Annotated in this window: 22 protein-coding genes and 1 tRNA gene; 10 read left to right on the top strand and 13 right to left on the bottom strand. The window is 56.6% G+C overall.

Annotation, left to right across the window (positions count from 1 at the left end; genetic code table 11):
• Positions 1–235: 235 nt before the first annotated feature.
• The 3 genes from SYNCC9902_RS02150 to SYNCC9902_RS02140 form a co-directional block, all read right to left on the bottom strand.
• Positions 236–841, bottom strand: coding sequence for a hypothetical protein (locus SYNCC9902_RS02150; RefSeq protein WP_041425279.1), 606 nt, complete (start codon positions 839–841; stop codon positions 236–238).
• Positions 842–1,011: 170 nt separating this feature from the next.
• A complete protein-coding gene (locus tag SYNCC9902_RS02145; protein WP_011359252.1) occupies positions 1,012–1,377 on the bottom strand; it encodes a hypothetical protein in 366 nt (121 codons plus the stop codon).
• A gap of 490 nt (positions 1,378–1,867) precedes the next feature.
• Complete coding sequence (locus SYNCC9902_RS02140; RefSeq protein ID WP_071818427.1) at positions 1,868–2,824, bottom strand: tyrosine-type recombinase/integrase; 957 nt, start codon at positions 2,822–2,824, stop codon at positions 1,868–1,870.
• A 415-nt stretch (positions 2,825–3,239) separates the two neighbouring features.
• On the opposite strand from SYNCC9902_RS02140, the gene SYNCC9902_RS02135 reads away from it, so the two are divergent.
• On the top strand, positions 3,240–4,382 hold the full coding sequence (locus tag SYNCC9902_RS02135; RefSeq protein ID WP_011359250.1) for a THUMP domain-containing class I SAM-dependent RNA methyltransferase: 1,143 nt from the start codon (positions 3,240–3,242) through the stop codon (positions 4,380–4,382).
• Positions 4,383–4,389: 7 nt separating this feature from the next.
• Here the strand turns inward: SYNCC9902_RS02135 and SYNCC9902_RS02130 are convergent, their stop codons facing one another.
• Both SYNCC9902_RS02130 and SYNCC9902_RS02125 read right to left on the bottom strand, forming a co-directional pair.
• The gene (locus tag SYNCC9902_RS02130; protein ID WP_009790566.1) at positions 4,390–4,776 is read right to left on the bottom strand and encodes a phage holin family protein; all 387 of its coding nucleotides are present in this window, start codon (positions 4,774–4,776) and stop codon (positions 4,390–4,392) included.
• Entirely contained in the window at positions 4,776–5,198 is a 423-nt protein-coding gene (locus tag SYNCC9902_RS02125) for a DUF883 family protein (protein ID WP_011359249.1), read from the bottom strand. The genes SYNCC9902_RS02130 and SYNCC9902_RS02125 overlap by 1 nt, the downstream gene beginning before the upstream one ends.
• Before the next feature lie 62 nt (positions 5,199–5,260).
• On the opposite strand from SYNCC9902_RS02125, the gene SYNCC9902_RS02120 reads away from it, so the two are divergent.
• The 3 genes from SYNCC9902_RS02120 (at position 5,261) to SYNCC9902_RS02110 (ending at position 10,443) form a co-directional block, all read left to right on the top strand.
• Positions 5,261–5,620 carry a hypothetical protein gene (locus SYNCC9902_RS02120; protein WP_011359248.1) on the top strand — a complete coding sequence of 120 codons (360 nt, stop codon included), beginning with the start codon at positions 5,261–5,263 and terminating at the stop codon, positions 5,618–5,620.
• Positions 5,621–5,670: 50 nt separating this feature from the next.
• Positions 5,671–9,285, top strand: coding sequence for a chromosome segregation protein SMC (smc, locus tag SYNCC9902_RS02115; RefSeq protein WP_011359247.1), 3,615 nt, complete (start codon positions 5,671–5,673; stop codon positions 9,283–9,285).
• Between the two features lie 75 nt (positions 9,286–9,360).
• Complete coding sequence (locus SYNCC9902_RS02110) at positions 9,361–10,443, top strand: PRC-barrel domain-containing protein (RefSeq protein WP_011359246.1); 1,083 nt, start codon at positions 9,361–9,363, stop codon at positions 10,441–10,443.
• 109 nt (positions 10,444–10,552) lie between these two features.
• On the opposite strand, the gene msrB is transcribed toward SYNCC9902_RS02110, so the two are convergent.
• From msrB to SYNCC9902_RS02095, 3 genes are all read right to left on the bottom strand, one after another.
• On the bottom strand, positions 10,553–10,954 hold the full coding sequence (gene msrB, locus SYNCC9902_RS02105) for a peptide-methionine (R)-S-oxide reductase MsrB (RefSeq protein WP_009790571.1): 402 nt from the start codon (positions 10,952–10,954) through the stop codon (positions 10,553–10,555).
• A gap of 26 nt (positions 10,955–10,980) precedes the next feature.
• Positions 10,981–12,252: a hypothetical protein gene (locus SYNCC9902_RS02100; protein WP_011359245.1), complete on the bottom strand. Its 1,272-nt coding sequence runs from the start codon at positions 12,250–12,252 to the stop codon at positions 10,981–10,983.
• 10 nt (positions 12,253–12,262) lie between these two features.
• A tRNA-Leu gene (locus tag SYNCC9902_RS02095) sits at positions 12,263–12,344 on the bottom strand.
• 130 nt (positions 12,345–12,474) lie between these two features.
• On the opposite strand from SYNCC9902_RS02095, the gene accC reads away from it, so the two are divergent.
• Positions 12,475–13,821, top strand: coding sequence for an acetyl-CoA carboxylase biotin carboxylase subunit (gene accC / locus SYNCC9902_RS02090; protein WP_011359244.1), 1,347 nt, complete (start codon positions 12,475–12,477; stop codon positions 13,819–13,821).
• Here accC and SYNCC9902_RS02085 read toward each other — a convergent pair.
• Entirely contained in the window at positions 13,818–14,141 is a 324-nt protein-coding gene (locus tag SYNCC9902_RS02085; protein WP_049749410.1) for a YggT family protein, read from the bottom strand. The two genes, accC and SYNCC9902_RS02085, sit on opposite strands and share 4 nt — an antisense overlap.
• An 88-nt stretch (positions 14,142–14,229) precedes the next feature.
• Between SYNCC9902_RS02085 and psbX the strand changes: the two genes are divergently transcribed.
• Genes psbX through SYNCC9902_RS02065 form a run of 4 tightly spaced genes read left to right on the top strand, consistent with a single transcriptional unit; the run spans position 14,230 to position 16,436 of the window.
• Entirely contained in the window at positions 14,230–14,352 is a 123-nt protein-coding gene (gene psbX / locus SYNCC9902_RS02080; protein WP_009790575.1) for a photosystem II reaction center protein PsbX, read from the top strand.
• Positions 14,353–14,401: 49 nt separating this feature from the next.
• Positions 14,402–15,424, top strand: a complete 1,023-nt coding sequence (locus tag SYNCC9902_RS02075) for a Ycf66 family protein (protein ID WP_011359242.1) — start codon at positions 14,402–14,404, stop codon at positions 15,422–15,424.
• A 38-nt stretch (positions 15,425–15,462) separates the two neighbouring features.
• Complete coding sequence (locus SYNCC9902_RS02070; protein ID WP_011359241.1) at positions 15,463–15,960, top strand: hypothetical protein; 498 nt, start codon at positions 15,463–15,465, stop codon at positions 15,958–15,960.
• Positions 15,957–16,436 (top strand): TolB family protein, encoded by a 480-nt coding sequence (locus SYNCC9902_RS02065; protein ID WP_041424768.1) that lies wholly within the window; start codon positions 15,957–15,959, stop codon positions 16,434–16,436. The genes SYNCC9902_RS02070 and SYNCC9902_RS02065 overlap by 4 nt, the downstream gene beginning before the upstream one ends.
• Here the strand turns inward: SYNCC9902_RS02065 and SYNCC9902_RS02060 are convergent, their stop codons facing one another.
• The 3 genes from SYNCC9902_RS02060 to SYNCC9902_RS02050 are packed head-to-tail and all read right to left on the bottom strand — an operon-like array spanning position 16,437 to position 19,027.
• Positions 16,437–16,646, bottom strand: coding sequence for a chlorophyll a/b-binding protein (locus tag SYNCC9902_RS02060; protein WP_009790579.1), 210 nt, complete (start codon positions 16,644–16,646; stop codon positions 16,437–16,439).
• A gap of 8 nt (positions 16,647–16,654) precedes the next feature.
• Positions 16,655–18,661, bottom strand: coding sequence for an ABC transporter ATP-binding protein/permease (locus SYNCC9902_RS02055; protein WP_011359239.1), 2,007 nt, complete (start codon positions 18,659–18,661; stop codon positions 16,655–16,657).
• Between the two features lie 24 nt (positions 18,662–18,685).
• On the bottom strand, positions 18,686–19,027 hold the full coding sequence (locus SYNCC9902_RS02050; protein ID WP_011359238.1) for a histidine triad nucleotide-binding protein: 342 nt from the start codon (positions 19,025–19,027) through the stop codon (positions 18,686–18,688).
• A 90-nt stretch (positions 19,028–19,117) separates the two neighbouring features.
• Here SYNCC9902_RS02050 and SYNCC9902_RS02045 point away from each other — a divergent pair, with 90 nt between their 5' ends.
• Positions 19,118–20,689: a YifB family Mg chelatase-like AAA ATPase gene (locus SYNCC9902_RS02045; RefSeq protein ID WP_011359237.1), complete on the top strand. Its 1,572-nt coding sequence runs from the start codon at positions 19,118–19,120 to the stop codon at positions 20,687–20,689.
• On the opposite strand, the gene SYNCC9902_RS02040 is transcribed toward SYNCC9902_RS02045, so the two are convergent.
• Complete coding sequence (locus SYNCC9902_RS02040; RefSeq protein ID WP_232179287.1) at positions 20,662–21,150, bottom strand: DUF3747 domain-containing protein; 489 nt, start codon at positions 21,148–21,150, stop codon at positions 20,662–20,664. The two genes, SYNCC9902_RS02045 and SYNCC9902_RS02040, sit on opposite strands and share 28 nt — an antisense overlap.
• Positions 21,151–21,160: the final 10 nt, after the last annotated feature.

The following is a 21,160-nucleotide window of genomic DNA, read 5'->3' as shown; positions in this document are numbered from 1 at the left end:
CAGACTCAGCGCCTGCGCTGACTGCTACTTCCAGATACTGAGTTAGTCCCCAACCCAGTCATCCAATCGAGCTGCTTAATGCATGCAACAACAGCTCCTGGATTCTTTTGTTGCTTCGCTTGACCTGCCGCGGACATCAGCGTCTGAATTAAATAAGGACCACCGAAGCAGCCCATATTTACTGTGTTACGCCGACCAGGAAACGTAAAGTTGACTGGTTGAGGTTTCTATCATTTCACCATTTGTAGGGTGTGGAAGAGTGATGAACAACAATTCTAAGATTTCCAGAATCATCACGCACATAGCCGAACGTCTTATCAACTTTTGATTGATAACCATCGGCAGCTTCAAAACGAACCCAACCCATTGCTGTCGCAGTATTCCCGAAAACTTGGATAGTAACAATTTCAGGAGTACATTTTACCCATTGGCTTCGGTTTTGAAGGTTTGGATAGTTTCCATCTCCAGGCGAGGCAATCGTAAAGCCGGGATCTCTGTACTTAGGATTCCCACCAACGAAGTAAGACACTGCACCTTCCTTTGTCGGACGGAAAGTTGTTTCCCCATAGGCCCAGGTTGGCTTGAATGAGACTGGACCAAACTGATAGCCATACGCCGAGTCAACAACTTCACTAGCCAGGCGCTTCGATGCCTCAAACCCGCTTTCCGCGTAAGTCTTGCTAAGGGCGGTTACTGCATTACACCAACCATCTTGTGCTGCCTTTACATCTCCAACAGTGATTGTTTCCTGCATGATCTGAGGCTTTGCAAGACTTGGAGTCCCTGGAATCGAGCAAAGCAATAAACCTGTCGTTGCTAAAAATGCAGATGCTTTGAACATAAGTAATTGAGTTACAAGCAACAATTATAAGAGAGCCTGTAATGTTCGTCATGAAAATTTGCTGCTAAGCAGGTTGATCGCTTTCCTCTGGATCAAGCGGCTTTCACAGCAGTCCTGTATAGATAAATAATTCTTCGGCCTGCGCTAGCGATTCAGGATCTAAGTCCATATCAGCGATGACCTCTCTGTCCTCTTTGCCCAGCAGTTGAATTAATCCCCAACCCCGTCATCCAGTCGAGCTGCTTAATGCATGCAACAACAGCTCCAGGATTCTTTTGTTGCTTTGCCTGACCAGCAGCGGCCATCAGCGTCTGTATTGACCAAGCCAGCAGTTCAAGTCGATCAATCCCTGTTTCATCAACATCGTCCTTGATCTGAATCCAGGCACGCTTCATTAGCTCGTAACCACGAGCCCTGCTGATCCCCCACTCCTTTCTGGCAAAAGCAAGACACTCGGTATTTGGAGTGCCGGCCAGGATCATTCCCTGAAGGGCATCGATGCGGTCGGAGGTCTCTGCTGCTGTTGCTCGTGCCATGGCCAATCAGCCTCCGTATTGAGCAAGTAAGTGATGAGATCGCGCTGGGTCATTGCCACAACTCCTGCGAACAACGGCACCAAACTTGAAAGCATTTCTGGATGCCTGCGATGTGTTGATGCAAGACAAATTGTCACCCTGAGCAGATCGGTAGAGATCATTCATCAACCATCAGGAAAGAAAGGTTAAAAGCAGGCGATCCAGGTTTTCGTATTTTAACTAATTATAGCGGAGATGATTATTTTCATAATTCTTTTGAAAGCAGGTGGAGGCTGAAGATACTTCGCGACTTTTTTACGCAATATGCATTTTGCCCGTAGTCATATGGGATTGCTGTGTTGTAGAAGGCGTTAAGGCAAAAAAAGCATTGTCCGAGCCCCCGAACCTTGCTTTTGAAAGGAAAGTTCCCCGCGCATGCGGGGAAGATTGAGTTGATAATCCCAACGAAAGCGTCACTTTTCGTCGGGATTAATTTTGAAAGCAGGCGTATTTACCCCAACGCCAAAGAAGATGAATCGTCTGGGTTTTGTTTGACGTAGCCACTGGTGGTGTCAGTGGAGCTATGCCCCAATGTGTGCTGCAAGCAGAAAACATTGGTTCCGCGCCTTATGGCGTGTGTGGCATGTGAATGGCGGAGCTTGTGCGGGTGAACATCAACTCCAGCCTTTTCCCCCCATTTCCGCATCGTGTAATTGATCGCCTGACGCGTCAGATGCGATTTGGTTCTTGATGACGGGAACAAATAATCAGATTCGCCTGCACGTCCCAATGACTCAAAGAGTTGGAGCGTGTCGGCACTAACCCGAACTGTCCTGGCCTTGCTGCCCTTACCCAGCAAATGAATTTGTCCGCCGTCAGCTAGCGGTTCAACGTCACACCACTGAAGCCGTGCAACCTCGCTAACCCTTGCGCCAAGCAAATAGGAGCCACGGATCAAAACAAAATCACGGTTGTTCCTGGCTGATCGATCACGGCTGGAAGCCACAACGCCCAACAGCTTGGATAAATCGTCTTCCGACATGGCTTTGCCTTCCTTGCCGCCAACAAGATGAGATTTGCCTGGAACAGGGTTTCGCCCAATTCCAGTCACACCAGACCTTGATGGCTCAGAAGCCCATCGGAACAGTGCTGACACAACAGACAGCCTGCGGTTGAAAGTCCTGGGTTTGATTTCGCCAGCATCAACCTGGCCGCGCAGATCATCAATCCAGTTTTGAACCATTGGTGGGTCCAGCTCTCGAATCAAAAGATCGGGATAGTGCCTGTCACGCCACCTTGTTAGGTGCCGCAAATCGCGCATGTAGCCGTCGCGTGTCTCCTGACTGTTCGTTCTGGAGCATTGACCAAGAAATCGCCTCAAAAGCAATCGATCACCCCAAAGGGAATGACCGTTGCTGGCGGCGTCAAACAGTCGACTTACGAACGCCAAAGCTTCTGCCTTATCCATGCCAGAAAGCACGGGAGGCAACTTGTCAGGAAATTTGTCAGGAGTGCGATTTTGCCCTACTGGCGTAATCGCTGAAACCTTGTCTGTGGCTTGTTGAAGGGGGGCTTCCACCCCCAAGCAGTCATTTGGGTGATAAGGCTGACTTCACCCCATCTCCCTTAAAAGGGTCAGGCAGCAACAGGGGCTGCTTGACGGGAGAAACGTACGATGTTGTTCGCAGTTACGAGATTTGCTCTAACCGAGCAGGCTTCAGTCACCCTCCTTATGTCCCGTCGAAACCATTGCAGCCCCAAGAGGGGAGGAATGGAGCTGAGCGGAATCGAACCGCTGTCCGAAACACTGGTGTGAATCACCTAGTCCGGTAAACCGGACCCTGTCATTCTGACAGCACTCGTCGTCTGGAGCACAACAAACCGTGGGTCGTGAGAACCGGCTGTCGGCGGTAGCAGTGCTTCCTCAGGGGCTGGAGGCCGCTGGCTGCGACGAACTCTCCAAGCTTGGCGCCCATGACGTACAACCACTGCGTCGTGCCGCCGAATTTCAAGCCGATATGGCTTGCCTGTATCGCCTCCACCTCCAAGCTCGACTGCCATTTCGGCTGCTTCGGGAGATGGCCAGCTTTCCTTGCCAAGGGAGGGACGATCTCTATGACGGCGTTCGCCGCGCCCTCAACTGGGAGCGCTGGCTGCACCCTTCCATGAGCTTTCGCGTCGATGTCACTGGATCAGCTCCTGGGCTAAATCACAGCCATTACTCGGCCTTACAGGTGAAAAATGCTCTCGTTGATCAGCAGCGAGACATTTGGGGACAACGTTCCTCCATCGATTTGGAGGCACCCGATCTTTCGCTACACCTCCATCTCAACCGCGAAACAGCAGTTTTGAGCTTGGATGGCAGCGGTGGAAGCCTGCATCGTCGGGGCTATCGGGCCGCCATGGGCATCGCTCCCCTCAAGGAAAACCTCGCTGCTGGTCTGATCCAACTCAGCGGCTGGGACGGCTCCGTTCCGCTGGTTGATCCGTGCTGCGGCTCCGGAATTTTGCTGATCGAAGCCGCCCTCATGGCTCTTCAACAAGCACCAGGACTCGGTCGCAACTTTGGCTTAGAGGGTTGGGCAGACTTTCAATCCGAACTCTGGCAAGAGGAGTGCGAAAGAGCTCAACAACGCCGCCGCAGAAACCTCAACTTGCCTCCTCTACTAGGAATCGAACAAGATCCACTGGTGGCGGAACAAGCTCGCGTGAACATTGCTGCCGCGGGGTTGGAGGGGGTGATTGAGATCCGAGATGGATCGTTCACAGAGCACCACCTACCGGAAGGTCCGGGCGTTTTGGTGTGCAACCCCCCCTATGGACAACGCATTGGTGAAGAGGAGGAACTCGACCACCTATACAGCGCCCTGGGTGGATTCGTGCGTGAACAAGCCTCGGGTTGGCAACTCTGGTTGCTCAGTGGCAATCCAAAGCTGACGGGGGGGCTGCGCATGAAAGCCTCAAGGCGCATCCCGGTTAGCAATGGTGGGATCGATTGCCGCTGGTTGCACTACGCCATTCGCTAGCAAGCGATCAAGCCCGACCGATCAACGCTCGAACTGTTTTCATCACACCCTCCAGCGTTTGTGGCAGGAACGGCCCTTTGAGCACCTGCCCGCCGATCCGCAAGCTGATTCCAGCAAACAGCAAATTGCCCACGGCCAAGGCGATCAGCGCCTGGCTCAGATCGAGGCTCCAGCGCTGCTGAATCCAAAGCAATAAGGCACCCTCGCCAGCCAACAGGGCCAGCAACATGGCGGTGCCACCCATCGCCAAAAACAAGCCGCCGCTGATCAGACGACGCTTCTCGCGATCCACTTCTTGCAGAGCGATCCGCACATGCAGATCCATCACCGATGCGGCCAAGGCAGTAACCCGTCCCGCAGCTCCGAAACCCCGTGGAGATTGTGATTCAGCCATCAGGAGTGACGACCCCCACGAAGCATCGCGCCAACCAACACGCCTACACCGAGGGCAACACCAACGGCCAACAGGGGTCGCTGGCGAACGGGGCGTTCAATCCTCGGCCGAAGCGTGCTGTTCAGCTCATCCAAAAGTTGCTCTAACTGTTCCTCAAGCGGATCAAGGGTGTCGGCCAAATGCTTACTGCGATCTCCGGCGCTATGCATCAATTCCTCCAGTTGCTCCCGTGCCCCTTGGGGAGTGAGGCCCGTATTCCGTTCAATCAAACGCACCAGCTCCTCAACGCTGCCACGGGTTGCTTCGAGGGTGTGATGAGCCAACTCAGGCCATCGCCTCTGAATGGTGGGAAGCAAGCTCTCGAAACGGTCGCGGAAGTGGTGCTCGAAGTTGCCGTTGGGCTGCGGCGTGGTCGAGTCCATAAAAAACGCCGATGAACAGTTATGGCTAGAGACTAGGGAGCCTGCAGCGTCTAGGAAACTCCATGCCTCGCTACGCCTTGTTGCGGCATACGGGAGCCCCTGACGATCCAAGTGGCTGTCATTTCGATCTGTTATTGGAGGACGGAGCGAGCTGCCGAACCTGGCGCTTGGCCGACATCCCGATCCTCAACGCTGCAGAGCAAGACGCCATCCCGTTGCCTGCACATCGTTTGATTTGGCTGGAACCCCGCAGTGCTGCCGTGTCAGGGGGACGGGGATGGGCCGAGCGCATTCGCGCGGGTCGATATCAAGGCAGCCTGCCCAGCGTCGCGAACGAGCCCTTAGAGATCACCTTGATGAATGGCGATCTCAGCGGACAACTCAAGATCGTCCAAGGTCGTTGCCGGCTCTCCAAGCCTTGAGATTTTCAAAAGCTCCGCTAAATTCAGGCTGCTGACAGCCCGTTTTCCTGTTGGTTTACATCAATCAGGTTGGCTTAAAGCACTTCAAGTCCTTCGGTGGGGCGATGACGATCCCTCTTGAAGAGGGATTTACCGTTGTGACCGGTCCCAATGGATCCGGCAAAAGCAACATCCTTGATGGAGTGTTGTTTTGCCTGGGCCTAGCCAACAGCCGCGGAATGCGAGCGGATCGGCTACCAGACCTGATCAATAGCGGGGTTCTTAAAACCGGAAAAGCAGCCGAAACCTCGGTGAGCGTGAGGTTCGACCTCAATGATTGGGCACCCGACACGGCGGAAGACGGTCTCGAGGCTCCAGCAGAAGGTCCCTGGATTCAACCGGGGCAAAAGGAATGGACCGTGACGCGCAAGTTGCGGGTGATGCCAGGTGGCTCCTACAGCTCGAGTTATTCCGCTGATGGGGTGCCCTGCAACCTCCAGCAGCTCCAAACCCAATTGCGCCGTTTGCGCATCGATCCGGAGGGGAGCAACGTCGTGATGCAGGGCGATGTCACCCGCATCGTGTCGATGAGCAATCGCGATCGCCGTGGGCTCATTGATGAACTTGCCGGTGTCGCTCTCTTCGATACGCGCATCGAACAAACGCGACGCAAACTCGACGACGTTCAAGAGCGGCAAGACCGCTGCCGAATCATTGAGCAAGAGCTGCTGGCCAGCCGCCAGCGCCTGGAGAAAGACTGCGCCAAAGCCCGTCAATACCAAGATCTTCGTGAACGGTTGAAGCTCGGCCGCCAGCAGGAAATGGTGCTGGCCTTTGAGGCTGCCGAACAAGCTCTCAAAGACCTCAGCACGCGCCAACAGGCCCTCGAAGCCCAAGAGCAACGGGATGGCGTCGCCATCGCCAATGGACGGGAAGCCCTCAGCAAAGCCAGCGCCGAGCTGCAAATTCTTCAAGACCAGGTAAAAGCCCTTGGAGAAGACCAGCTCCTGGCGGTTCAAGCCGAACTCGCAGGACTCGACACCAGCAGCCGCGAACTGGAACGTCAGGCCTCACAACACCAAGAAGAAGGGCAGCGGCTGCAAGGATTGCGTCATGACCTGACCGTCCGTCGGCAGGAGTGGCAGCACCAATCCAAAACCCAAGAGAAGGATCCCCATCAAGACGCCTTAGCCGCTGCAGAAGACACCTGCCGTGCCTCTGAATCTGCCGTTGAGGTGTCCCGTCGCCGACTAGCCGACGTTGCAGGCCGTTCTGGGGCTTGGTTAGACGAGCAAAAACGACGTAGTGCTCGGCGGCAAGAGCTGCAAAGCAGCGTGAATCCCAAACTTGAAGAACAACAGCAACTGCAAGAACGGTTGCGTCAGGAGTCGGAACGGCTGCAAGAACTCCATCTGGAACAGCAGCAAGACGGGGCTGATGAACAGGATGTTCAACAGCAGCTCACCACCCTGGAGGAGAGCTGGCAAACGCTGATCCATGGGCTGTCTGAAGGCAAGCAAGCCCTGCAACAAACCGTGGACTCCCTTGCCATCCAACAACGAACCCGCAGTCGCTTAGAGCAAGAACAAACCCGACTGGAACGGGAAATTGCCCGTCTTGAAAGCCGCCGTGATGCCCTGCAAGAAAGCCGTGGCACCGGTGCGTTAAGGCTGCTGTTGGAGGCCGGTCTCGATGGCATTCATGGGCCGGTCGCCCAACTTGGAGAAGTGCAGGATCAACACCGCCTGGCCTTGGAAGTTGCTGCAGGCGCACGTCTCAGCCAAGTCGTCGTCGACGACGACCGCATTGCAGCAAGGGCGATCGAACTGCTGAAAAGCCGTCGCGCCGGTCGGCTCACGTTTCTGCCCCTCAACAAAATTCGTGCACCAGGCGGTGGAAGCGGAAGCACCGCAGCAGCCTTCGCCCGCGGGGCGCGGCCGAGCGGCGATACGGGCGGCGGATTAATCGGCCGTGCCGTGGAACTCGTGCGTTTTGAACCCGTTTACGACCAGGTCTTTGCCTATGTGTTCGGCGACACGCTGGTGTTTGCGGATCTCGCCACCGCCCGGCAACAACTCGGTCGATCGAGGGCCGTAACCCTGGACGGAGAACTCCTCGAAAAAAGCGGTGCGATGACGGGCGGGAGCTTGTCACAACGCAGCGGAGGCCTGAGTTTTGGACGTAGCCAGGATCAAGATGAAGCCGAACCCCACCGCCGCAGGCTCCTGGAGATTGGGGAATCCCTGGCAGCCTGTCGGCGCGAAGAATCCAAATTGACGCAACTGCTCGAGCAGCAGAAACCACAGCTGCGGGAGATGGAACAACGCCAGGCCGGCCTCATCGCCGAACGCAACGCAGCCCAACGGAACCATGGCCCATTACTTGAGCGCAACCGACAGCGGGCGGAACGGTTATTGCGCCTTCAAAACGAACAAACCACCCAACGGCAACGGCTGGAGGTGATCGATGCAGCACTCAAACCACTACAAGCGGAACTCGCACAATTGAATGAAGCGGAACGCAACAGCGGTGATCACGACGATGCCGCGGCCTGGCAACAGCTTCAACACGACCTCGAGGCGGCTGATCATCGTCTTGAAGCCGCGCGACATGAGCGTGATCTTCTTCTGAATGCACAGCGTGAGCGGCAGCTCGCCCTCGAGCGTCTGGGGGACCAAGAGAAGGCCCTTGCAGCAGAAGAAACACGGCTCCAGGAGGCTGTTCAAGCCCTGGCCAAAGCCCATGGCGCGTGGCGCGATCAACAGTCGGAACTTCAAAACAAGCGAACGTCATTAGAGGCTCAGCAACAAGACCTCCAAGAGCGTTTCGGCACCCAACGACGAGCCCGCGATGCCGCGGAAGCGGAGGTGGCCCGTCAACGCCAAGCCCTCCAGCAAGCCGAATGGAACCTTGAACGATTGAAGGAAGACCGCGAGGGCTTAATCGAGGAACAGCGCAGCGGAGCGATTCGCTTAAGGGAAATGGCAGAAGCACTGCCAGACCCGCGTCCAGAGATCCCTGAGTCGATGCGACTCGAAGGGTTAGAGGTTCTCCAGGGAGAACTCCAAGCAATCCAACGACGCATGGAAGCGCTGGAGCCCGTGAACATGCTCGCCCTTGAGGAACTGCAAGCCCTGGAACAACGCTTGGGTGACCTCAACGAACGACTCGATGTTTTGAATAGTGAACGCGAAGAACTGCTGCTTCGCATTGAGACCGTCGCCACCCTGCGCCAAGACGCCTTTATGGAGGCTTTCACCGCAGTGGATGGTCATTTCCGTGAAATTTTTGCTTCGCTCTCCGAAGGCGATGGGCATCTGCAGTTGGAAAACGCCGATGAACCGCTCGAGGGGGGCCTCACGCTTGTGGCCCATCCGAAAGGAAAAACCGTGCGGCGCTTGGCGTCGATGTCGGGTGGGGAGAAGTCGCTTACAGCCCTCAGCTTTTTGTTTGCCTTACAACGCTTCCGTCCCTCTCCCTTCTATGCCCTCGACGAGGTCGACAGCTTCCTTGACGGCGTGAATGTGGAGCGATTAGCAGCATTGATTGCCCGACAAGCCAAAGATGCCCAATTCATGGTGGTGAGTCATAGGCGTCCGATGATCGGCGCCTCAGAGCGCACGATTGGCGTCACCCAAGCCCGCGGGGCCCACACCCAAGTGGTTGGACTTCCCGATGCAGCCTGAACAGATGCAGAACGAACTGCCACAACGGATCCACTGCGCCAGAATGGGTCGAATTGTGCATGGCCGAGGGACCGTTTGACCCCGACCCCTTCAGCTAATGACACCCTGACGGGTGTTCCCAGTGACCGACTCTGGCTGCGGTCAGAGCTCATGGGCACGCAGGTGATCACGCGCGACTCCGGCCGTCGTCTTGGCGTCGTGGGGGAGGTGATTGTGGATATCGACCGCCGTGAGGTGGTGGCAGTCGGTCTTCGAGATAACCCTCTCACTCGCTTTTTGCCGGGGTTACCGCGCTGGATGCCCCTCGACCGCATCCGTCAGGTGGGAGATGTGATCCTGGTGGACTCCGCTGATTCCCTCAGCGAAGGCTTTAACCCCGAGCGCTACAGCCGTGTGATCAATTGCCAGGTGATCACCGAATCCGGTGACCAACTTGGTCGCGTTCTGGGATTCGCGTTCGACATTGAAACTGGTGAACTGTCCACCCTTGTGATGGGTGCCCTGGGCGTTCCGCTCTTGGGTGAGGGCGTCTTGAGCACGTGGGAAATGCCTGTTGAAGAGATCGTGAGCAGCGGCCCCGATCGAATCATTGTTTATGAAGGAGCTGAAGACAAACTCAAACAACTGAATAGCGGTGTGCTCGAGAAGTTAGGGGTCGGCGGCCCCAGCTGGGAGGAGCAAGAGCGAGAGCGCTACCGCGTGAATCTTGTGCCGGTCGAGAACCAACTCAGCTCCGGACAACCCGTTGAACAACAGCAACGGCAGCTGCAGGCGTCCGAAGCACAACGCTTTGAAGCGGAAGAAGAAATGGAATACGTGGAGCTTGAGGATCAACGCCGCGATGCACAGCCCCAACGCCGTTATCTCGAAGAACAACCCACAGATTCCTTCGAATCTCCCCGCTACGACAATGGGCGGTATCGGGATGAGCCCCGTTTCAATGCAGCGTCGAATGATGAGCCCAACTTCGAAGAACCTCGCTTTACAGAATCTCGATTGACCGAGCCCCGGATCCAGGAGCAGAGCTTCGACGACTCAAGCCTGAACGATGAACCGGCACCGCGACGAGCAATGCCGGCGTCCAGGCGTCCTGTCCAAAAGATCAGCGAGCCCCTCGATGTTGAACCGATTCAAGACGACCTCGACGATCCTTGGTAGGCGCGATTCAACGCGTTGATTGAACGGCACATCAGGGGTGAGTGAGATCAACAAAGCCACCATTTTCTGCAATGACGGCAATAGTCGGCTCAATTGGAACCGATAACCATCAAGCCGCTTTGAAGTCCAACGAGGCGCTATTCACGCAATAACGCTGGCCTGTTGGTGCCGGTCCATCAGAAAACACATGGCCGAGATGACCATCGCAGCGGGAGCAGGTGATCTCAGTCCGCACCATGCCATGGGTCACGTCCTGTTTGGTGGTAATCGCCTCTGGAGAGATGCCATCCCAAAAACTTGGCCAGCCTGTGCCCGACTCAAACTTGGTGGTTGAACTGAACAACGGCGTTCCACAACAAACGCAGTGATAAACACCCGTCGCCTTGTTGTCCCAATATTTGCCAGTAAAGGCCCGTTCGGTTCCTCCACAACGCGCCACCTGGTATTGCTCTGGAGATAAAGATTGCTTCCACTCGTCGGTGCTGCGATCAATCCGATCAAGGCTGGGCATGACGAGGAAAATTATGGGGTTGCACCCTAGGCAGAGGGAAGCGTTCGGGGGAGCAGATCACGCACCTCGGCGGCCAAGGCCATCACGGCACCGGGCTCACCACGAAGGGCCTGAAGGTCGTCACGCTGCCCCTCTAAACGCTCTGGAGATGACAACCATTCGATCGCTTCCGTCGCGATTTGTTGCGGTGTGATCTCGCCAATGCGCTCGGGAACCACGCCTCGACCCGCCGTGATGTTGGGCCAAGCTACAAAACCGTTGTTGCGCAGTCTCCAAAACGTCAACAACGCTCCCAGCAGACGTCGTAAACCAGGAATCCGCGCCAACAAGCCAAAACCACCATCCCAAGCCTGCATCTTGTCCAAGTGCTGGGTGGGCACCATCACGATCATCGGAACCGCCAATGCACCGAGTTCAGCGGTGTTGGCACCCACGGTGGTCAGCGCCAAATCGCACTGACTTAAAGGGCCATGGGCTGGATGCTCCTGGATCAATTGGATGCGCGTTCCAGCTTTCGTAATCAACACATCGTGATCAACATCAACCACCGCCGATCGATAACGAGCAGCAATCGGGTTGGTCGGGCCCGCAAACAGCAGGAGTTCTTCAACACTGGTGGTGGGGGCCAACGGGAGCAAGAACCGACACTCAGGACGTTCTTGGGCAATTAGATCTGCGGTTTCGAGAAAAAACGGCATCCCGACGCTCAATTTGGCAGCTTTCGAACCTGGCAGTAACGCCACCCATTCTCCGTCGGATAGCGGAGCCTCTCGACGCGCAAACGACGACAGGTCGGCCATCAAATCTCCGACAACCCGACATCGGCCCTGATAACGGACCGGCAGTTGGCGGCGCACCGCATCTGACATGGCAGCAATACTGTCGTTCCACTGCGGCCAACGCGCCACCCACTCCGCATAGGTGATGTGGCGGTACCCCAGACGGGCAGACAACAGCACAGTCCAAAACTGATCACCCCCCAAAAACACCACGATTCCTTTCTGGGGCCACAACCCAAAGCGCTGGGGGCGCAACAGCAGTGACCAAAACGATCGAGCCGGAACGATCCGATCAAACAGCTGCCAAGGCTGAGCAGCTCGATGCTCTTGGCCCGTGGCATTTGGACATGGCACTAAGACCAGTTGGAGGCTGGCGGGAGAACTAGGAACACGCGGCCGTAACGGCTGAAGACTGTGAAGCCGTTCCGCAAGGGGCCGAACCCAGGTGCTCAACTCCCCTGGACCGTTCGAAACCAAGACGATCGCCAGTCCTGGGTCAGCGTTTTGGGGACTTGCCAAAAGAATGAAATGCGGATGGCGAGACTTGAACTCGCAAGGCCGAAGCCACACGCCCCTCAAACGTGCGTGTCTACCAATTCCACCACATCCGCGTGGTCGATTCCGCCCCTCGGGCTTCATCGATGAGTGATCATACCGGCCGGGGTAACTCAGGCTGGCGTTTAGAGGCCCTGATCAGTCGCCGCTGATACGATCCGACCTGAGGCCTAATGACACTGCGGGATGCCCATCGGCAAAGTGCTGATCGCCAACCGCGGCGAGATCGCTCTTCGAATTTTGCGGAGCTGCAGGGAGCTCGGCATCGCCACCGTTGCGGTGTACAGCTCTGTGGACAAAGACGCTCTGCACGTTCAGCTAGCGGATGAGGCTGTTTGCGTTGGAGAAGCCCAAAGCAACAAGAGCTATCTCAACGTTCCCAACATCCTTGCCGCAGCCACGTCACGCGGTGCCGATGCCATTCACCCGGGATATGGCTTCCTGGCAGAAAACGACAAATTTGCCGAGATGTGCAACGAGCACGGGCTCACATTTGTTGGACCATCCCCCCATGCGATTCGGTCCATGGGTGATAAATCGACTGCCAAAACAACCATGCAAAAGGTGGGAGTCCCCACCGTTCCAGGCAGTGAAGGATTGCTATCCAATCCCCAGGAGGCCGCTCAGCTCGCGGCTGAAATGGGCTATCCCGTGATGATCAAAGCCACCGCTGGTGGCGGTGGTCGAGGCATGCGTCTCGTGCCGAGCCCCGATCAGCTCGAAAGCCTTTACAAAGCGGCCCAAGGGGAAGCGGAAGCGGCCTTTGGCAATCCAGGGCTCTACATGGAGAAATTCATTGACCGCCCTCGCCACGTAGAAGTGCAGGTGCTTGCTGATCGTCACGGCAATGTTGTGCATCTCGGCGAGCGGGATTGCTCCATTCAGCGGCGCCATCAAAAACTGCTTGAAGAGGCACCAAGCCCTGCCTTGGATCCCGAGCTGCGGCGAAAGATGGGTGAGGCGGCCATCGCCGCAGCCCGCAGCATCAATTACGAGGGTGCTGGCACGGTTGAGTTTCTCCTCGACCGCAGCGGCGGTTTCTATTTCATGGAGATGAACACACGGATTCAGGTTGAACATCCCGTGACGGAGATGGTCACAGGCGTCGACCTGATCGCCGAGCAGCTCCGCATTGCTGGAGGTGAGCCCATCAGCATTCGTCAAGACGAAATCCAACTCAATGGTCATGCGATCGAATGCAGGATTAATGCAGAAGACGCCCGCCATAACTTCCGACCTGCTCCAGGTCGCATCACCGGCTGGTTACCCCCTGGCGGGCCTGGGGTGCGTGTCGATAGCCACGTGTATACGGGGTACGACATCCCCCCCTTCTACGACTCGTTGATTGGAAAGGTGATTGTTTGGGGCAAAGACCGACAACACGCCATGACCCGGATGAAACGGGCCCTGAATGAATGTGCTGTCACGGGAATTCCCACCACTGTTGAATTCCACTTGGAAATGCTCGACCGCCCCGAATTCATCAACGGCGACATTCACACCAAATTTGTAGAGCAAGAAATGCTGCCCTAGGCCACTGCTTGGGCACTACGCAGCAGGATTTGCGAGAGAACACCCTGTTGTCCCACCAACAGCTCCCGAAACAAGCTGATCAATCCCACCCAGATCACAGGGGTGACATCAACACCTCCAATCGGAGCGACCACTTTTCGAGTGAGGCCTAAGACGGGCTCCGTGGGCCAAGCGATCAAAGGCCAAGCTCCTTTCGTCATATCGACCTGGGGATACCAGGTGAGAACAATGCGGAGCAGAAATGCGAGGGTCCAAGCAGCGAGGAGGACACCCAACAAAACATGGATAATCGGCAAGGCCTGAAGCAGCAGCGGCGTCACAAACCTCAAAGCAATCGAGCCACCATCGTAGAAACAGGACTTTGATCATTAGGATCGCGCTGGCCATGATGCAGACGGCAACGCTCCGATGACCTCCTCCCTCTCCAATTTTTTAAGCAGCCTCGTGTGGGGAGCTGTAATTATTGTTGTGCCCGCGACCATTGCTTTGATCCTGGTGAGTCAGACCGACCGCCTCGATCGCAAGCTCTGATCAACAACTGGCGCCACTCGTAAACTAGGCCTCAAGCGGGAGCGCACCTTTGGTTAATGCCAGTCTTAATTGGGCCAGCATTGTCGGAATTGTGCTGGCCGTCGGCGGTGCGCTGCTTTATTTCATGCGCACGTTCAAGCCTGCGCTTGCAAGGGATTACGACGTTTTCTTTGCCGCAATCGGACTTCTCTGCGGAGGAATTCTGTTTTTTCAAGGCTGGCGCCTTGATCCGATTCTTCAGTTCGGCCAATTTCTGTTGGCCGGCACCACAGTGTTTTTCGCATACGAAAGCGTTCGTCTGAGGGGTGTCGCGACGGAGCAAGCACGACGCTCCGCCTACTTCGACGATGAACCAGCAGCGCCAAGGGGAGAGTCGGGCTCCGGAGGCCTCCGCGGCGGTTGGGATGAGGATTACGACCGCTTTGACGAACCTCAGACAGTCCAACGTCGCTTCGGCGGACGCAACACCGGCACAGAGGACCGTCCCGAAGACGATTTTTATCGCCCACGCCGCACCAGTCGAGCCGCCATACCAGAAGAAGCCGCAAGTCGCCGCGGGCGTGGACGCGACCAGGACACCCAGGGCTGGGATCAGCCTGACGAACGCTCCCGTCGTATGGCACGTTTCCGCGCCGGTGAAGCCAGAGATGAGCGGCGACCCAATTTCGGCGAACGGCGCTCTGATCGTGAGGAGCAACGACGCGGTAGCCGGCCTACGGGTCGCCAAGAACGCCCCACTGGATCGCCAGTGCGCCCTGAGGCGGAAGACGCCGCCTTCAGCACCAGTCGGAGTGGGAGGACTACCGCATCAGCCTCCGCACCCCAATCCAAAAGTCCATTCCCCAATTCAGGGAGAGAGAGGGGGGGAGAGGCCACAAGCCGCCCGATGAGCAGCAGGCCCCGGTCGAATAATCCGTCCGCGAACGCACCGACAAGCCAGTTTCAATCGAATGCTGAAAGCGGGAGGTCAGCGCCACGCAGCTCCCGTCCTCGTGACAACAGCCAACGGGATAGCAGCGCTCGCGACAACAGCCCTCGGGCCCGGGACAACAGTTCCCGCTTTGACGACTGAACCGTCTCCTCTCGCCGCTACTGACGGCCCTCATCGCCATGGGCCTGGTGGGCTGTAGCGGCCGCGTGGACCGAGCCAGCGGTGGGTTATTGGCCAAAAGCCAACAGGATCCTGCTCTGAGTGGTAACGGGCAATGGCTTGCCGTGATCAGCGACCTGCGGGGGCGCCAAACCGTTCAATTGCGCAATGTGAGCAATGGATCGATCCAGGCATTGCCTCAACTCAAACGTCATCAGCCCCATAGCTCACCATCGCTGAGCTGGAATGGTCGATACCTGGCCCTGATCACCCAACAGGGACGGCGGCGGATGGCAGTCATCGCTGACCGTCTCAACGGGCGATTGCACCCCATTCAGCTCCCTGGCGGCCGGGATCCGATCCAAGTCAGCCTGTCACCCGATGCCCAAACCATGGCTCTACAGGTGACCGATCAAGGTCTTTGGCGCGTTGAGATTTTTGACCTAAGCGATGTGTTGGAAATCGACCGACCAGCGGGACAAGCCTTGAGCACTCCACCGCTCTCGCCAACACCATGAAGAGGCTCAGCCTGAGCTTGGGTGTGCTCCTTTTGATGGCTGGATGCAGTGGCGAGCGACCGCGTCCCCGGCCCGAGCTCAATGGACTCCTGCGTCAATCAGTGAGTAGCCGCCGCGACCCATCTCTTGCCCAGGTCTGGTTGGCGAGCCTTGGCACGCGGGGCGGTCGGGAGAGGATCGAACTGATCGACCTCAGAACTCGCCGACCGGTGCCACTACCGGGCCTTAATCGCGCAGACTCCCAACCCATCAGCCTCAGCGTGAGCGGTGATGGCGGCCGAATCGCTGTTGTGCAGCAACGGGAGGATCGCACCGAGCTCTTTCTCTACCGCCGTAATGCAGCAGCCCTGCAGCGACTCCCTTTGGATCCTCCTGGCGTGCCTCGATCGGTGAGTCTTGATGGCTCAGGAAGGCTTCTGGCCGTGCAAGTGAGTCGAAACGGACGCTGGGATGTTGATCTCATCCGTTTGCCGTAATTAAGGCAACAGGCCTGCCCAAGACAGAAACGTGTCTCCACTCAACACTTCAACCAAGACGACAGCCACAAAGCCAACCATGGCGAACCGGCCATTCACCCGCTCGGCATAACTACTCCAACCAAAGGCAGGAGCATCGGTTGTGGTGGCGGTAGCAGATCGAGCCTGCTCTTGGCTGGCGTCAGCAGCACTGGTGGTCTCAGAAGTCATCGGGTCGATCAGACGCGGCCGAATTCATAGCCTGCCGCAGGCAACAGTCGCCATCCTCCCTTTCCATCCAGCTCAAGCACCGTGTCGTGGAATTCAGTCAGGGTGGGGCGGTGTCCAACACTGATGAACGACATCTCACGGCGACAGAGCAACTCATAAAGATGGCGCTCCGTTGCAACATCCAACGCGCTGGTGGCTTCATCAAGAACGACCATTTGAGGTGCATTCAGCAAAAGCCGCGCGAAAGCAAGCCGTTGTTGCTCGCCCAAGGACAACAGCCTTGGCCAATCTTGCTTCACATCCAGATCGGGATACCGGTTGAGCAAATCAGGCAAACAGGCCTCGGCCAATACAGCCCTGAATTGGTCATCGGCAAACCGATCAGACTCCAATGGGTAAGCCAGTTGCTCGCGCAAAGAGCCCAAGAGCATGTAGGGCTTTTGTGGGATAAACAGCAAATCTCCCGTTGCTGGGCGCTGAATTTGACCATCGCCCTGTACTGGCCAAAGACCACTCACCAGGCGTAAAAACGAAGTTTTACCGCAACCGGAAGGGCCCACGACAAGCAATCGCTGTCGAGGCTCAAGGCTTAGATTGAGATCTTGAATTAAGACTCGGTCGCTGAAGGGCGGCACTAAGTCGACACCCTTCAACAGCAAACGGTTGCTCTCGGTGATTTGCGCGGCTGAACCAGTGGTCTGGGGGCCATCGTCCCGCTGGGCGCTGATCTCATCAACGCGCCCTTGGAAGCCCTCAAGGCGGGAAATACTGGCAGAGAATGCCGCCAAACGATCAATATTGTTCACGATATAACTCACCGAAAACAACACTTGAGAGAATGCAATACTGGCCTGACCAAACACACCAAAATCAACTTCCTTAGCGAAGTAAATTGGTGCAATTACCAGCCAAGGTAGAAAGCGAGAGAAATAGTCATAAGAACGTTGAATCACACTGATCAACGCCTCCCAAACAATCAATCTGTTGTAATTCTGGATGGCACCATCCAACCTGCGATTCGCCTCCTTACCCTCTTGCCCCTCACCACCGTAAAAGGCAATTGATTCGGCGTTATCTCTAATGTGAACAAGGCCGTAGCGAAAGTCGGCTTCCAGCTTTAATTGCTGATAGTTCAACGACACAAGTTTGCGACTTGCAAAAACAATTAACCCAGTTCCGACAACTGAATAGACCAACAACAGCAACGCCAAACGCCCGTTAATTGTCCAAAGAACGATGATGAAACTGAGGAATGTCAGCAACGCTGAGATCACCTCCACCAAAACACTCAAACTTGTAATCGTGAAGCTCCTCGTATCGTCAGAGATCCGTTGGTCTGGGTTATCAATATCAGACGCATTTTCATCATTCGGGTTCAGAACGTAGTAGGCACGGTTCGATAAATAGCGTCCCAATAAACGCGAACTCAACCATCGGCGCCACATCAATCCCACCTTGGGGATTAAGTAACTTTGTATAGCTCGGATTGGCAATGCCAAAACAAGACAAAACGCATAGATGGCAACAATTTTCCAGAAACTACTCTCGTCGTACCCGACCAGAGCATTTTCGATATTTCGGGCGATAAAACTAATCCCCACATTGATCCCGTTAATCACCAGGATCAACAGAGCAATCACACCCAGGAGCAACCAAGGCAACCAGCGCCCCTGACGAAGCTTGCTCCGAAAGGCGACAAAACAACCGCCACCCACCAGGGTGAACCCACTCACCAATGGACCAATCCAACCCGACCAGATCGCATCGACCCGCTCAGGGATCCCCGGCAAGAAGCGTTCCTGCAAATTGGGGATCAGCGCTCCACTGATCTGCACCGCTGCAGTCAGCAGCAAAAGGGTGACACCAACAACAACGACCAGCAGCGCAACCACCAGCAGCAGAAACTGCCAAGAACGACTCTCTTCAACGGGCAGAAAATATGGCTGTGCGAGGCGCTGCAGCCGGCCGAGCTGCTGACCGAAGCCCTGTAACGGACGCCTTGAGGGTGTTGTCATCCCCCCATTCTGACCAGATACGGCTTAACCAGGGGGCCAAGCCAGGGGACGGCCACCAATCACATGCACATGGAGGTGAAACACCGTTTGTCCGGCGCCAGCTCCACTGTTAATCACAGTGCGCCAGTCGTTCAAGCCCTCTTGCTTGGCCACGCGAGCTGCCACCAACAACAAATGGCCCAGCAAAACCTCATCGCTGTCCCCAGCCGATCGCAAACTTTCAATCGGCTGACGCGGAATCACCAACACATGGGTTGGTGCCTGGGGGGCAACATCGCGAAAAGCGAGGCACAACTCATCGCTGTACACCTCATCGCAGGGGATTTCACCACGCAGAATTTTTCCAAAAATCGTGTCGTCCGCCATGGCAAGCAACAGGGAGGTAACGAGGAATGAAACGCCAGAGGGGGTGTGACAGCCCGGGCATAAATCCCATACTTCACAACCTCTTTCCTGATGCTGGCACGGTGTCTCAGCGCGTCGCTCCACGGCCTCGAGGCCAAACCCGTCACCGTGGAGGTGGATCTGGCGCCAGGCCTTCCAGGAATTCAGCTGGTGGGTCTTGCGGATAAGGCCATTCAAGAATCCCGGGAGCGGGTGCGCTCAGCCCTCAGAAACAGTGGCTTCCGCGGCCCCTTAGTGCGGGTGGTGATCAACCTTGCACCGGCCGACCGTCGCAAAGAAGGGCCAGCCTTTGATCTACCCATCGCGCTTGGGCTGCTCGTCGCCAGCGGTCAACTGGACCGCCCCAAGCTCGACGGCCTTTGGTGCGCTGGTGAATTGGGACTAGACGGAAGCCTGCACCCCTGTCGCGGGGTGATTGCCTTCGCTGATTTGGCCAGGCAGAAGGGCGCCAGGGCCCTGATCGTGTCCCCTGGCAATGCCCCTGAAGCCGCCCTCATCCCGAACCTCACGATTTGGACAGCCAACAACCTGAAGGAGTTGGTGCAACAGCTCAAAGGGGAATGCCCGGTTGTGCGCGTTGAGCACAACCCATCGCCGCAACCGGCCATCCCTGCCGCCATGACCTTGAAGCCCCTAGGTCTTGGCATCGAGGGCATAGATCGGGCCGCCCATGCTCTCGCGCTAGCGGCAGCTGGGGGACATCACCTGTTGATGGTGGGCCCACCGGGCTGCGGAAAAACCCACTTGGCTCGCCAATTACCACTCTTACTTCCACCCCTCACCACATCTGAATCGCTCACCATCACTCGAATTCACTCGGTAGCAGGAGAGTTCGATACCAGTGAGCCACTGCTCCATCAGCGGCCCTTTCGCTGCGCACACCACAGCTGCTCGGGGGCCGCCCTCCTCGGCGGAGGTCACACCCCCAAACCAGGCGAAATCAGCCTTGCCCACGGGGGCGTTCTCTTCCTCGACGAGTTAGCGGAGTTCCCGCGCCGGGTGCTCGACCTGCTCCGCCAACCCCTTGAGGACGGCAACGTGCGCTTAAGCCGTTCGCGAGAGACCACAGTCTTTCCAGCGGCTGTGACCTTAGTGGCCGCAACAAACCCTTGCCCTTGTGGATGGCATGGCGACAGCGACCAGGTCTGTCGATGTACCAGCGCACAACGACAGCGCTACTGGCAACGGCTCTCGGGCCCTCTCCTCGATCGGATTGATCTGCAGTTGCGATTAGAGCGTCGATCTTCGAGGCAAATGCGGAGTTACCTCGAAGCAACCCCATCGCCACAAACCCACTCGCCATGGCTGGAGCCCTCACGGGTAAAGGCAGCTCGAGTGCGCATGCGCACTCGAAATCCCCGTGGCTGCAGCAACCGTTTCCTCACAACAGCGGATCTGCGCCGCTATGGCCAATTCAAGGCCGATGGGCTCACGCTGTGGGAGCGGGTCATCGAACAACGCAGACTCACCACCCGTAGCAGCCTTCAATTACTCCGGGTCGCCCGAACCATCGCCGACCTGAACGGTCAAGAGACTGTGCAAGCCGAAGCGATCGCCGACGCGAGTGGGTACCGCTGCACGGATCTCATGGGAGATCACTCCGCAGGCGCTGTATCCCGATAGACGTAGAGGTGACCCAGAGTTTTCGTTCCATACGCCCGTCGCATGAGCGTCCAGCCGGGCTGCAGATTGAGTTGAACAAAACCACTCGCCACTCCACCAGCCTTGGCCACCAGATAGACAGGTGCAGAAGGATTACGGGTGGGGGCTGCCAACAGTTCTATATCGCTTCCGGTTTTCACCACGGTGAAGCGATAACGGGTTCCAAGGTCGTCGCCACCAAGGCGTAAGGAATAACCATTGCCATCGATGTAGCGGTTACAAACGCCTGTGAAGTCAAAGCTTGAGAGCAACGGATCCACCGCCGCAGGCATACCAGCGCTTACGGCAAAGCAGGGACGCTTGTTGGTGCGCTGCTCATAGATATTCAGCTGAGATCTTTCGCCCTGACCGATTGGAGCCGACACCAAAATGAAGTTGGCTTCTTCCACAGGAACAGCTGTGAAGAGGGAGCCCTGGGCCATCACCGGCACG

This window comes from Synechococcus sp. CC9902 (genome assembly GCF_000012505.1).
GTDB lineage: Bacteria > Cyanobacteriota > Cyanobacteriia > PCC-6307 > Cyanobiaceae > Parasynechococcus.
Note: the sequence above shows the minus strand (reverse complement) of the source record. Positions and strands in the feature narration are given on the sequence as shown.